At 67.4% G+C, this 14,087-nt stretch carries 6 protein-coding genes; all 6 read left to right on the top strand.

From position 1 onward, the window contains the following. Window positions 1-136 precede the first annotated feature (136 nt). The 6 genes from rpoB (at window position 137) to fusA (ending at window position 14,072) form a co-directional block, all read left to right on the top strand. The gene (gene rpoB, locus J2S22_RS11550; RefSeq protein ID WP_272777754.1) at window positions 137-4,258 is read left to right on the top strand and encodes a DNA-directed RNA polymerase subunit beta; all 4,122 of its coding nucleotides are present in this window, start codon (window positions 137-139) and stop codon (window positions 4,256-4,258) included. 172 nt (window positions 4,259-4,430) lie between these two features. After that, window positions 4,431-8,633 (top strand): DNA-directed RNA polymerase subunit beta', encoded by a 4,203-nt coding sequence (gene rpoC, locus J2S22_RS11545; RefSeq protein WP_272777755.1) that lies wholly within the window; start codon window positions 4,431-4,433, stop codon window positions 8,631-8,633. Window positions 8,634-8,989: 356 nt separating this feature from the next. Beyond that, a complete protein-coding gene (locus J2S22_RS11540; RefSeq protein WP_272777756.1) occupies window positions 8,990-10,657 on the top strand; it encodes an alpha-amylase family glycosyl hydrolase in 1,668 nt (555 codons plus the stop codon). A 445-nt stretch (window positions 10,658-11,102) separates the two neighbouring features. Further along, window positions 11,103-11,474 carry a 30S ribosomal protein S12 gene (gene rpsL / locus J2S22_RS11535; protein ID WP_008385443.1) on the top strand — a complete coding sequence of 124 codons (372 nt, stop codon included), beginning with the start codon at window positions 11,103-11,105 and terminating at the stop codon, window positions 11,472-11,474. A 17-nt stretch (window positions 11,475-11,491) separates the two neighbouring features. Beyond that, entirely contained in the window at window positions 11,492-11,962 is a 471-nt protein-coding gene (gene rpsG / locus J2S22_RS11530; protein ID WP_272777757.1) for a 30S ribosomal protein S7, read from the top strand. A gap of 37 nt (window positions 11,963-11,999) precedes the next feature. Beyond that, window positions 12,000-14,072 carry an elongation factor G gene (gene fusA / locus J2S22_RS11525; RefSeq protein WP_272777758.1) on the top strand — a complete coding sequence of 691 codons (2,073 nt, stop codon included), beginning with the start codon at window positions 12,000-12,002 and terminating at the stop codon, window positions 14,070-14,072. Window positions 14,073-14,087 lie beyond the last annotated feature (15 nt).

Raw genomic sequence — 14,087 nt, 5'->3', positions numbered from 1 at the left:
TGGACGGCGGGCGCGCGACCGCGCTGCGAGACGCGTCGCGAAGAGCCCACCGGCATGCCGCTTCCGGCAGCGCTCGCGAGAGCCCCCGGAAGCCCCCCGCGGTCATTTCGGCCGGCGGAGGAAGCGAGAGGCCACGATGGCAGAGACGTTCACCGGTCGCAAACGGGTTCGGAAGTTCTTCGGGAAAATCCAGGAAGTGGCTGAGATGCCGAACCTCATCGAGGTTCAGAAGGCGTCCTACGACCAGTTTCTGCTGATCCAGGAACCGAAAGGCGGGCGGCCGGACGAAGGGCTGCAGGCCGTCTTCAAGTCGGTGTTCCCGATCTCAGACTTCTCGAACACGGCGCAGCTCGAGTTCGTGCGCTACGAGTTCGAGCCGCCGAAATACGACGTCGACGAGTGCCGCCAGCGCGGCATGACCTATGCCGCGCCCCTCAAGGTGACGCTGCGGCTCATCGTGTTCGACGTCGACGAGGAGACCGGGGCCAAGTCGGTCAAGGACATCAAGGAGCAGGATGTCTACATGGGCGACATCCCGCTCATGACCAACAACGGCACCTTCATCGTCAACGGCACCGAGCGCGTCATCGTCTCGCAGATGCACCGCTCGCCGGGCGTGTTCTTCGACCACGACAAGGGCAAGACCCATTCGTCGGGCAAGCTCCTGTTCGCCGCCCGCATCATCCCGTATCGCGGCTCCTGGCTCGACATCGAGTTCGACGCCAAGGACATCGTCTATGCGCGCATCGACCGGCGCCGGAAGATCCCGGTGACGTCGCTCTTGTACGCGCTCGGCATGGACGGCGAGGAGATCCTCAACACTTTCTACAGCCAGATCGTCTACAAGAAGACCAAGGACGGCTGGCGCGTGCCCTTCGACGCCAACCGGCTCAAGGGCTACAAGGCGATCAACGACCTGGTCGACGCCGACACCGGCAAGGTGGTGGTCGAGGCCGGCAAGAAGATCACGGTGCGTCAGGCGCGTCTGCTCCAGGAGAAGGGGCTCAAGGCGCTGCGCATGACCGACGAGGAGCTGATCGGCCACTACATCGCCGAGGACCTCGTCAACGCCAACACGGGCGAGATCTACGTCGAGGCGGGCGAGGAGGTCACCGAGAAGACCCTGAAGCTCCTGGCCGACGTCGGCTACAAGGAGATCCCGGTCCTCGACATCGACCACGTCAACATCGGCGCCTACATCCGCAACACGCTCAGCGTCGACAAGAACATGCGGCGCGAGGACGCCCTGTTCGACATCTACCGGGTGATGCGGCCGGGCGAGCCGCCGACGCTGGACACCGCGCAGGCGATGTTCCAGTCGCTGTTCTTCGACTCGGAGCGCTACGACCTCTCGGCCGTCGGCCGCGTGAAGATGAACATGCGCCTCGACCTGCAGTGCCCCGACACCATCCGGGTGCTGCGCAAGGACGACATCCTCGGCGTCATCCGCACGCTGGTCGACCTGCGCGACGGCAAGGGCCAGATCGACGACATCGACCATCTCGGCAACCGCCGGGTGCGCTCGGTCGGCGAGCTGATGGAGAACCAGTACCGCATCGGCCTCCTGCGCATGGAGCGCGCCATCAAGGAGCGGATGTCGTCGGTCGACATCGGCACCGTGATGCCGCAGGACCTGATCAACGCCAAGCCGGCGGCGGCCGCGGTGCGCGAGTTCTTCGGCTCGTCGCAGCTGTCGCAGTTCATGGACCAGACCAATCCGCTGTCGGAGATCACCCACAAGCGGCGCCTGTCGGCGCTCGGCCCGGGCGGCCTGACCCGCGAGCGCGCCGGCTTCGAGGTGCGCGACGTGCACCCGACGCATTACGGCCGCATCTGCCCGATCGAGACGCCGGAAGGCCCGAACATCGGCCTGATCAACTCGCTCGCCACCTATGCGCGGGTGAACAAGTACGGCTTCGTCGAGACGCCCTACCGGCGCGTCAAGGACGGCCGGGTCAGCGACGAGGTGATCTACCTGTCGGCCATGGAGGAGGGGCGCTACTACGTCGCCCAGGCCAACCAGCCGGTCGACGCCGACGGCAAGTTCACCGAGGATCTGATCGTCTGCCGGCACGCCGGCGACGTGCTGATGATCTCGCCGGACCGCGTCGACTACATGGACGTGTCGCCGAAGCAGCTCGTCTCGGTCGCCGCGGCGCTCATCCCGTTCCTGGAGAACGACGACGCCAACCGCGCCTTGATGGGCTCGAACATGCAGCGTCAGGCGGTGCCGCTGGTGCGGGCCGAGGCGCCGTTCGTCGGCACCGGCATGGAGGGCGTGGTCGCCCGTGACTCGGGGGCCGCCATCGCGGCGCGCCGCACCGGCGTCATCGACCAGGTCGACGCCACCCGTATCGTGGTGCGCGCCACCGAGGATCTCGACCCCACCAAGTCGGGCGTCGACATCTACCGGCTGCAGAAGTTCCAGCGCTCGAACCAGAACACCTGCATCAACCAGCGTCCGCTGGTGAAGGTGGGCGACTCGGTGGCCAAGGGCGACATCATCGCCGACGGTCCGTCGACCGAGCTCGGCGAGCTGGCGCTCGGCCGCAACGTCCTCGTCGCGTTCATGCCGTGGAACGGCTACAACTTCGAGGACTCGATCCTGCTCTCCGAGCGGATCGTCAAGGACGACGTCTTCACCTCGATCCACATCGAGGAGTTCGAGGTGATGGCCCGCGACACCAAGCTCGGGCCGGAGGAGATCACGCGCGACATCCCGAACGTCTCGGAAGAGGCGCTCAAGAATCTCGACGAGGCCGGCATCGTCTACATCGGCGCCGAGGTGCACGCGGGCGACATCCTGGTCGGCAAGATCACGCCGAAGGGCGAGAGCCCGATGACGCCGGAGGAGAAGCTCCTGCGCGCCATCTTCGGCGAGAAGGCCTCCGACGTGCGCGACACCTCGCTGCGGGTGCCGCCGGGCGTCCAGGGCACGGTCGTCGAGGTGCGGGTGTTCAACCGGCACGGCGTCGAGAAGGACGAGCGCGCGCTCGCCATCGAGCGCGAGGAGATCGAGCGGCTCGCCAAGGACCGCGACGACGAGCAGGCGATCCTGGACCGCAACGTCTACGGCCGCCTCGCCGAGATGCTCGACGGCAAGACCGCGATCGCCGGCCCGAAGGGCTTCAAGAAGGACCAGAAGATCACCCGCGCGTCGCTCGACGAGTATCCGCGGTCGCAGTGGTGGCTGTTCGCCACCGCCAACGACAAGCTGATGAGCGAGATCGAGGCGATCCGGAAGTCCTACGAGGAGAGCAAGAAGGGCCTGGAGCAGCGCTTCCTCGACAAGGTCGAGAAGCTGCAGCGCGGCGACGAGCTGCCGCCCGGCGTGATGAAGATGGTCAAGGTCTTCGTCGCCGTGAAGCGCAAGATCCAGCCGGGCGACAAGATGGCCGGCCGCCACGGCAACAAGGGCGTGGTGTCGAAGATCGTGCCGTCCGAGGACATGCCGTTCCTCGGCGACGGGCAGCCGGTCGACATCGTGCTCAACCCGCTCGGCGTGCCGAGCCGCATGAACGTCGGGCAGATCCTCGAGACGCATCTCGGCTGGGCCTGCGCCGGCCTCGGCAAGCGCATCGGCGAGGCGATCGACGCCTACTACGCCCGGACGGATCTGAAGCCGCTGAAGGACACCCTCGACAAGGTGTACGGCGACGATCCGACCATCCAGTCGCTGGGCGAGGGCGAGCTCGTCGAGCTCGGCACCAACCTGCGCAAGGGCGTGCCGATCGCCACTCCGGTGTTCGACGGTGCCAAGGAGCAGGACATCGAGTCCATGCTGGATCTCGCCGGGCTCGACCATTCGGGCCAGGTGACGCTGTTCGACGGCCGGACCGGCGAGCAGTTCGACCGCAAGGTGACGGTGGGCTACATCTACATGCTGAAGCTCCACCATCTGGTCGACGACAAGATCCACGCCCGCTCGATCGGCCCGTACTCGCTCGTCACCCAGCAGCCGCTGGGCGGCAAGGCGCAGTTCGGCGGCCAGCGCTTCGGCGAAATGGAGGTGTGGGCGCTCGAGGCCTACGGCGCCGCCTACACGCTGCAGGAGATGCTCACCGTGAAGTCGGACGACGTCGCCGGCCGCACCAAGGCCTACGAGTCGATCGTGCGCGGCGACGACACCTTCGAGGCGGGCATCCCGGAGTCGTTCAACGTGCTGGTGAAGGAGATGCGGTCGCTCGGCCTCAACGTCGACCTGCACAACTCCAAGAACCTGCGCGGCCCGAACGACACGGCGGAGGCGGCCGAGTAGACGACGACCGGGCCGGGCACGTCCCGGCCCACCCGACGCCGCGGCGGAGACGCCGCGGCCGGGTCGCGCCCGTGTGGCCTCACTCGCGAGCCCGAGGCCATCGGCGGATTTCACGGAACGACACGGCTGCGGGAACGGTCGGCGGTCGAACCCACCAAGTGTGGAGACAGCGATGAATCAAGAGGTCATGAATCTTTTCGGGCCGCAGGTGCCGGCCCAGGTGTTCGACCAGATCCGCATCTCGATCGCGAGCCCGGAAAAGATTCTGTCCTGGTCCTACGGCGAGATCAAGAAGCCGGAGACCATCAACTACCGGACCTTCAAGCCGGAGCGCGACGGCCTGTTCTGCGCCCGCATCTTCGGTCCGATCAAGGACTACGAGTGCTTGTGCGGCAAGTACAAGCGCATGAAGTACAAGGGCATCATCTGCGAGAAGTGCGGCGTCGAGGTGACGCTGTCGCGGGTGCGGCGCGAGCGGATGGGCCACATCGAGCTCGCCGCGCCGGTGGCGCACATCTGGTTCCTGAAGTCGCTGCCGAGCCGCATCGGCCTGCTGCTCGACATGACGCTGAAGGACCTCGAGCGGATCCTGTACTTCGAGTACTACGTCGTGCTCGAGCCCGGCCTGACGCCGCTGCAGAACCGCCAGCTCCTCTCCGAGGAGGAGTATCTGCGGGCCCAGGACGAGTACGGGGCCGACAGCTTCACGGCGATGATCGGCGCCGAGGCGATCCGCGAGCTGCTCAAGGGCATCGACCTCGAGAAGCTCGCCATGGATCTGCGCAAGGAGATCGCCGAGTCGACCTCCGAGCTGAAGCCGAAGAAGCTCGCCAAGCGCCTCAAGCTGATCGAGGCCTTCATCCAGTCCGGCAACAAGCCGGAGTGGATGATCCTGACCGTCGTGCCGGTGATCCCGCCGGATCTGCGACCGCTGGTGCCGCTCGACGGCGGCCGCTTCGCGACCTCCGACCTCAACGACCTGTACCGCCGCGTCATCAACCGCAACAACCGCCTCAAGCGGCTGATCGAGCTGCGCGCCCCCGACATCATCATCCGCAACGAGAAGCGGATGCTGCAGGAGGCCGTCGACGCGCTGTTCGACAACGGCCGGCGCGGCCGCGTCATCACCGGCGCCAACAAGCGCCCGCTGAAGTCTCTCGCGGACATGCTGAAGGGCAAGCAGGGCCGGTTCCGCCAGAACCTGCTCGGCAAGCGCGTCGACTACTCGGGCCGCTCGGTGATCGTCGTCGGTCCTGAGCTCAAGCTGCACCAGTGCGGCCTGCCCAAGAAGATGGCGCTCGAGCTGTTCAAGCCGTTCATCTACTCGCGGCTCGACGCCAAGGGTCTGTCGACCACGGTCAAGCAGGCCAAGAAGCTGGTCGAGAAGGAGAAGCCCGAGGTCTGGGACATCCTGGACGAGGTCATCCGCGAGCACCCGGTGCTGCTCAACCGTGCGCCCACCCTGCACCGCCTCGGCATCCAGGCGTTCGAGCCGGTGCTGATCGAGGGCAAGGCGATCCAGCTGCATCCGCTCGTCTGCGCGGCGTTCAACGCCGACTTCGACGGCGACCAGATGGCGGTCCACGTGCCGCTGTCGCTCGAGTCGCAGCTCGAGGCGCGCGTGCTGATGATGTCGACCAACAACATCCTGCACCCCGCCAACGGCTCGCCGATCATCGTGCCGTCGCAGGACATCGTGCTCGGCCTCTACTATCTGTCGCTCGTCCGCGAGAACGAGCCGGGGCAGGGCAAGGCGTTCTCCAACCTCGCCGAGATCGAGCACGCGCTCGGCGAGCGCGCCATCACGCTGCACACCAAGATCAAGTACCGCTGGGTCGGGCTCGACGAGAACGGCGTCGAGGTCCGCCGGATCTACGACACCACCCCGGGCCGCGTGATCCTCGGCCAGGTGCTGCCGCGCCACAAGAAGGTCCCCTTCGACGTCGTCAACAAGCTGATGACGAAGAAGGAGATCTCCAACATGATCGACACGGTCTACCGGCACTGCGGCCAGAAGGAGACCGTGATCTTCTGCGACCGCATCATGGCGGCCGGCTTCCACCACGCCTTCAAGGCCGGCATCTCGTTCGGCAAGGACGACATGGTGGTGCCGAAGAAGAAGTGGGACATCGTCGAGAAGACCCGCACCGAGGCGAAGGACTTCGAGCAGCAGTTCCTCGAGGGCCTGATCACCCAGGGCGAGAAGTACAACAAGGTCGTCGATGCCTGGTCGAAGTGCACCGAGCAGATCGCCGACGAGATGATGCGCGAGATCTCGGCGGTCCGGAAGGACGAGACCACCGGGCGCGAGGTGCCGATCAACTCGATCTACATGATGGCCCACTCGGGAGCGCGCGGTTCGCCCGCCCAGATGCGCCAGCTCGCCGGCATGCGCGGCCTGATGGCCAAGCCGTCGGGCGAGATCATCGAGAGCCCGATCATCTCGAACTTCAAGGAAGGCCTCTCGGTTCTCGAGTACTTCAACTCGACCCACGGCGCCCGCAAGGGCCTCGCCGACACGGCGCTGAAGACCGCCAACTCGGGCTACCTGACGCGGCGTCTGGTCGACGTGGCGCAGGACTGCATCATCACGACCGACGACTGCGGCACGACCGGCGGCATCAAGGTGCGGGCGATCATCGACTCCGGCACGGTCGTCGCGTCGCTGGCCTCCCGCATCCTCGGCCGCACCGTGGCCGAGGACGTGCGCGACCCGGCGTCCGGGGACCTGATCGTCCCGCGCAACACGCTCCTCGACGAGCGTGACGTCGACCGCATCGTGACGGCGGGCGTGCAGGAGCTGAAGATCCGCTCCGTGCTGACCTGCGAGACGACCTCGGGCGTGTGCGGGGCCTGCTACGGGCGCGATCTCGCCCGCGGCACCCCGGTCAACATGGGCGAGGCGGTCGGCGTCATCGCGGCGCAGTCGATCGGCGAGCCGGGCACCCAGCTCACGATGCGCACGTTCCACATCGGCGGTGCGGCCCAGATCTCGGAGCAGTCCTTCATCGAGTCGAACTTCGAAGGCACGATCCGGATCAAGAACCGCAGCCTGCAGCGGAACTCGGACGGCGAGCTGATCGCCATGGCCCGCAACATGGCGGTGATCGTGGTCGACCAGGACGGCACCGAGCGCGCCGTCCACCGCATCCAGTACGGCTCGCGCCTGAAGGTCGACGAGGGCGACAAGATCAAGCGCGGCCAGCGCATCGCCGAGTGGGATCCCTACACCCGGCCGATCCTGACCGAGGCGGAGGGCACCATCGGCTTCGAGGACCTGGTCGAAGGCCAGTCGATGTCCGAGACGCTCGACGAGTCGACCGGCATCGCCAAGCGCGTCGTCATCGACTGGCGCGCCCAGGGCGGGGCCGGCCGCGGCGCCGACCTGCGGCCCGCCATCGTCATCAAGGACGACGAGGGCAAGGTGATGAAGCTGGCCCGCGGCGGCGACGCCCGCTACCAGCTCGCGGTCGACTGCATCCTCTCGGTCGATCCCGGCACCAAGGTGAAGGCCGGCGACGCCATCGCGCGCATGCCGACCGAGAGCGCCAAGACCCGCGACATCACCGGCGGTCTGCCGCGGGTGGCGGAGCTGTTCGAGGCGCGGCGTCCGAAGGAGGCGGCGGTCATCGCCGAGATCTCGGGCACGGTGCGGTTCGGGCGCGACTACAAGAACAAGCGCCGGCTCACCATCGAGCCGAACGAGAAGGACGTGGAGCCGCGCGAGTACCTGATCCCGAAGGGCAAGCACGTCCATCTGCAGGACGGCGACCTCATCGAGAAGGGCGACTACATCGTCGAGGGCAATCCCGCCCCGCACGACATCCTCGCCGTCAAGGGCGTCGAGGAGCTGGCGGCCTATCTGGTCAACGAGATCCAGGAGGTCTACCGGCTGCAGGGCGTGCAGATCAACGACAAGCACATCGAGGTGATCGTCCGCCAGATGCTGCAGAAGGTCGAGGTGGACGACTCGGGCGAGACCGACCTGATCCAGGGCGAGCAGATCGACTGGGTCGAGTTCGACGAGGTCAACGCCCGGGCCCGCGAGGAGGGCAAGAAGGAGGCGAAGGCGCATCCGGTCCTGCTCGGCATCACCAAGGCCTCGCTGCAGACGCGGTCCTTCATCTCGGCGGCGTCGTTCCAGGAGACCACCCGCGTGCTCACCGAGGCGGCGGTCGCCGGCAAGGCGGACACGCTGGACGGCCTCAAGGAGAACGTCATCGTCGGCCGCCTCATCCCGGCCGGCACCGGCGCCCAGATGAACGTGCTGCGCGAGATCGCCACCAAGCGGGACTCGCTCATCCTCGAGGAGCGCGAGAAGGTCCAGTCCGACAAGCCGCCGGAGCAGCCGGCGGCCCTGCCCGCCGCCGAGTGACGGCCGGGCAGGGGCACAGGGCCCCTCCAGGGGAACCGAGTGCCCCGCACGACAACCAAGGCCGCCCGGCGACGGGCGGCCTTTCTCTATCCCTGTGTGCCGTGTGGGCCGGGAGCCGGTCGCGGGCGGGCCGGGGAGCCGGGCGAGGCCCGGGGCCGCCGGGTACGAGGCGTCGCCACGGGACGAGGCCCGTAGACGCGGCCCTCCCGTAGGCGCGGCCCTGTGGCGGAGCCCGGCGCGCCGGCGGCGGGCGGCCGGCGTCCGCCGCTGCGCTGCCCTGCAAAAAATCGGCGAACCCCTTCGCGCCGCAGGCGTTCGTCTACCGGTAATGCCGACGGACGAAGAGGGGGCCCGCCATGGACGCTGTGGCCGCGGCGACGACACCGAGGACGACGCCCGCGGAGGCCGCAGGCCCCGCCGGGGAGCCGGCGGCGACCTGGTGGCAGACCGGGATTCTCTATCAGATCTATCCCCGCTCGTTTCAGGACTCGAACGGCGACGGGGTCGGCGATCTCGCCGGCATCCTGGCGCGGCTGCCGCACCTGGTCGAGCTCGGGGTCGACGCCCTGTGGCTGTCGCCGATCTATCCGTCGCCGATGGCCGACTTCGGCTACGACATCTCCGACTACACCGGCATCGATCCGGTGTTCGGCACCCTGGACGACCTCGATGCCCTGCTCGCGGCGGCGCACGCGCACGGCCTCAAGGTGCTGCTCGACCTGGTGCCGAACCACACCTCCGACCGCCACCCGTGGTTCGAGGAGAGCCGGTCGTCGCGCGACAACCCGAAGCGCGACTGGTACATCTGGCATGACCCGGCGCCCGACGGCGGGCCGCCGACCAACTGGCTGTCCGAGTTCGGCGGCAGCGCCTGGGAGCTCGACCCGGGCACCGGCCAGTACTACTACCACGCCTTCCTGGACAAGCAGCCGGACCTCAACTGGCGCAACCCCGCCGTGCGCAGCGCCATGTACGACGTCATGCGGTTCTGGCTGGGCCGCGGCGTCGACGGCTTCCGGGTCGACGTCATCTGGCACCTGATCAAGGACGACCAGTTCCGCGACAACCCGCCGAACCCGGACTGGCACCCCGGCCGTCCGCCGGTCGAATCGGTGGTGCCGGTCTACACGGCCGACCGCCCCGAGGTGCACGAGGTGATCGCCGAGATGCGGCGCGTCGTCGAGGAGTTCGACAGCCGGGTGCTGATCGGCGAGATCTACCTGCCGATCGAGCGGCTGGTCACCTATTACGGAACCGACCTCTCCGGGGCCCATCTGCCGTTCAATTTTGCGCTACTCAATGCCCCGTGGGAGGCGCGGCGAATCGCGCGGCTGATCGACGAGTACGAATCGGCGCTGCCGCCCGGCGGCTGGCCGAACTGGGTGCTGGGGAATCACGACCGCCCGCGCGTCGGCAGCCGAATCGGCCGCGAGCAGCTGCGCGTCGCCGCCATGCTGCTGCTCACCCTGCGCGGCACCCCCACCATCTATTACGGCGAGGAGATCGGAATGGTCGACGTCGCCATTCCGCCCGACCGGATCCGCGATCCGTTCGAGAAGAACGTGCCGGGAATCGGCGTCGGCCGCGACGGCTGCCGCACCCCGATGCAGTGGGACCGGGGCGAGTCGGCCGGCTTCTCGACGGCCGAGCCGTGGCTGCCGACGGCCCCCGATGCGGGGCAGGAAAACGTACTGAATCAGAGAGGTGACGTCGGCTCGCTGCTCAACCTCTACCGCCGTCTGATCGCCCTGCGGCGGACCCGGCCGGTGCTCGGCCGGGGCAGCTACGAGCCGATCGCGGCGAGCGGCGATCTCATCGTCTACGTGCGCAGCCTGGGGCGCGACCGCGTCATGGTGGCGCTCAACCTGGGCGCCGAGCCGGTGAGTCTCACGGTGCGCGGGGCGGTGTCGAACGGGCGAATCCTCGTCTCCGCGCTGGGCGACCGCGACGGCGAGGAGGTCACGGGCGAAATATACTTGCGCAGCCACGAGGGCGCCGTGATCGGACTGGACGCTGCGGCCTGATCCCGCGACCGGACCGAAAAACCGCGTGCGGGCGCGGCCGTTAACGCTTGACTTCACTGGGCCCGGCCGTTAAAACCCGCCCACTTTTCGGCAGGCGGTGAGCTTCGCTGATCGGAACGGCTCGTCCCTCGCAATCGACATGCGGTGCCTTCGGCACCCGGTCGCCCGCGGGACACTCCAGCCTCGACGATTGATGCTCAAACGCTGCCTCTGACACACGAATGTCAGGCTTGGTGTACACGAACGCGGGGCGGTGACGCCGCGCGGTCCTCTGTCGATGGGGCGCCATCCTCGCGAGGGATCGGCGCGCCGGGCGTTTTCGCGCGTGAGCGTGGAGCCGCACGACAATTCGGCGCGGGCGGGCGCGCCCCGTTAATCGGGGCAACCCGCAGGGCGGGGTGACCCGCGAAGTCGGGGAAACCCGCAGGGAGACTGAAGGCGAGCGATGCCGACGATCAATCAGCTGATCCGAAATCCGCGCGTCCCGCAGCGGGCGCGCAAGAAGGTCCCGGCCCTGCAGCAGAGCCCGCAGAAGCGGGGCGTGTGCACGCGCGTCTACACGACGACGCCGAAGAAGCCGAACTCGGCCCTCCGCAAGGTGGCGAAGGTTCGTCTCACCAACGGCTTCGAGGTGATCGGCTACATTCCGGGCGAGGGCCACAACCTGCAGGAGCACTCGGTCGTCATGATCCGCGGCGGCCGCGTCAAGGACCTTCCGGGCGTGCGCTACCACATCCTGCGCGGCGTGCTCGACACCCAGGGCGTCAAGAACCGCAAGCAGCGTCGTTCGAAGTACGGCGCGAAGCGTCCGAAGTAAGATCGGGAGAACACGACATGTCCCGTCGTCACCGTGCCGACAAGCGCGAAATCCTCCCGGATCCCAAGTTCGGGAACGTGGTCGTCACCAAGTTCATGAACTCGATCATGTACGCCGGCAAGAAGTCGGCCGCCGAGGCGATCGTGTACGGCGCCTTCGACATCATCGAGGGCAAGACCAAGACCAACCCGCTGTCGGTCTTCCAGTCGGCGCTCGACAACGTAATGCCGGCCATCGAGGTCCGCTCGCGGCGCGTCGGCGGCGCCACCTACCAGGTGCCGGTCGAGGTCCGCACCGACCGCCGTCAGGCGCTCGGCATCCGCTGGCTGATCTCGGCGGCGCGCGATCGCAACGAGAAGACCATGACCGAGCGGCTCTCGGCCGAGCTGCTCGACGCCTCGAACAACCGCGGCAACGCGGTGAAGAAGCGCGAGGACACGCACCGCATGGCGGAAGCGAACCGCGCGTTCTCGCACTACCGCTGGTGATGCGGGCGAACCGTAAGAGACACTGAAGGAGACCCCTGTGGCCCGCCAGCACCCGATCGAGGACTACCGCAACTTCGGCATCATGGCTCACATCGATGCCGGGAAGACCACGACTACGGAGCGGATCCTCTACTACACCGGCAAGAGCCACAAGATCGGCGAGGTCCACGAGGGCGCCGCCACGATGGACTGGATGGAGCAGGAGCAGGAGCGCGGCATCACGATCACGTCGGCCGCGACGACCGCCTTCTGGCGGGGCAAGCGCCTGAACATCATCGACACGCCCGGGCACGTCGACTTCACCATCGAGGTCGAGCGCTCGCTGCGCGTGCTCGACGGCGCGGTATGCGTGCTCGACTCCAACCAGGGCGTCGAGCCGCAGACCGAGACGGTCTGGCGCCAGGGCGACAAGTACAAGGTTCCGCGGATCGTCTTCTGCAACAAGATGGACAAGATCGGGGCCGACTTCTTCAAGTGCCTCGAGGACATCAAGACCCGCCTCGGCGCCAAGCCGGTGGCCATCCAGCTGCCGATCGGCGCGGAGAGCCAGTTCAAGGGCCTGATCGACCTCATCCGCATGGTCGGCGTGGTGTGGGACGACGAGGCGCTCGGCGCCAACTACAAGGACATCGAGATCCCGGCCGACCTGCTCGACCAGGCGAAGGAGTACCGCGAGCAGATGATCGAGGCCGCCGTCGAGCTCGACGACGACGTGATGACGGCCTACCTCGAGGGCAACGAGCCCGACGAGGCGACGCTGCGCCGGCTGATCCGGAAGGCGGTCGTCACCGGCGCCTTCTACCCGGTGCTGTGCGGCTCGGCCTTCAAGAACAAGGGCGTGCAGCCGCTGCTCGACGCCGTCGTCGACTTCCTGCCGTCGCCGATCGACGTGCCGGCCATCAAGGGCATCGACCCGAAGGGCAACGAGGTCGTCCGCAATCCGAAGGACGGCGAGCCGCTCGCCGCGCTCGCCTTCAAGATCATGGACGACCCCTTCGTCGGCACCATCACGTTCTGCCGCATCTATTCCGGAATCCTGCAGAGCGGCACCGGCGTCATCAACTCCACGCGCGAGCGCAAGGAGCGCATCGGCCGCATGCTGCTGATGCACGCCAACAACCGCGAGGACATCAAGGAGGCCTACGCGGGCGACATCGTCGCGCTGGCCGGCCTCAAGGAGGCCCGCACCGGCGACACGCTGTGCGACCCGAACAACCAGGTCATCCTCGAGAAGATGGAGTTCCCCGATCCGGTCATCGAGATCGCGATCGAGCCGAAGTCGAAGGCCGACCAGGAGAAGCTCGGCGTGGCCCTGGCCAAGCTCGCGGCCGAGGACCCGTCCTTCCGCGTGTCGACCGACCAGGAGTCCGGCCAGACCATCCTGAAGGGGATGGGCGAGCTCCACCTCGACATCAAGGTCGACATCCTCAAGCGCACCTACAAGGTGGAAGCCAACATCGGCGCCCCGCAGGTGGCCTATCGCGAGAAGATCACCAAGCCGGTCACGGTCGAGTACGTGCACAAGAAGCAGACCGGCGGCTCCGGCCAGTTCGCCGGCGTCAAGATCCAGGTCGAGCCGACCGAGCCGGGCTCCGGCTTCGCGTTCGAGAACGCGATCATCGGCGGCGCGGTGCCGAAGGAGTACATCCCGGGCGTCGAGAAGGGCCTCAACTCGGTCCTCGGCTCCGGCGTGCTCGCCGGCTTCCCGGTGGTCGACCTCAAGGTGTCGCTGGTCGACGGCAAGTTCCACGACGTCGACTCGTCGGCGCTCGCGTTCGAGATCGCGTCGCGCGCCGCGCTGCGCGAAGCCCTGCAGAAGGGCGGGTCGGTGCTGCTCGAGCCGATCATGAAGGTCGAGGTCGTGACGCCCGAGGATTACACGGGCTCGGTCATCGGGGATCTGAATTCCCGCCGCGGCCAAATCCAGGGCCAGGACATGCGTGGCAACGCCAACGTCGTGAACGCGATGGTGCCGCTCGCCAACATGTTCGGCTACGTCAACACCCTGCGGTCGATGTCGCAGGGACGTGCCACTTTCACCATGCAGTTCGACCACTACGAGCAAGTCCCGAACAACGTGGCACAGGAGGTCCAGGCCAAGTACGCCTGACGGCGACAGCCTGAC

This window comes from Rhodoplanes tepidamans, assembly GCF_030813915.1.
GTDB lineage: Bacteria > Pseudomonadota > Alphaproteobacteria > Rhizobiales > Xanthobacteraceae > Rhodoplanes > Rhodoplanes tepidamans.
This window is presented reverse-complemented; position numbering and strand designations above follow the sequence as displayed.

What these genes read in the sequence shown, in the direction of transcription:
- rpsG (WP_272777757.1), top strand. Translation starts at nt 11,492, where the DNA reads ATGTCCCGTCGTCACCGTGCCGACAAGCGCGAAATCCTCCCGGATCCC.
- rpoB (WP_272777754.1), top strand. Translation starts at nt 137, where the DNA reads ATGGCAGAGACGTTCACCGGTCGCAAACGGGTTCGGAAGTTCTTCGGG.
- rpsL (WP_008385443.1), top strand. Translation starts at nt 11,103, where the DNA reads ATGCCGACGATCAATCAGCTGATCCGAAATCCGCGCGTCCCGCAGCGG.
- J2S22_RS11540 (WP_272777756.1), top strand. Translation starts at nt 8,990, where the DNA reads ATGGACGCTGTGGCCGCGGCGACGACACCGAGGACGACGCCCGCGGAG.
- rpoC (WP_272777755.1), top strand. Translation starts at nt 4,431, where the DNA reads ATGAATCAAGAGGTCATGAATCTTTTCGGGCCGCAGGTGCCGGCCCAG.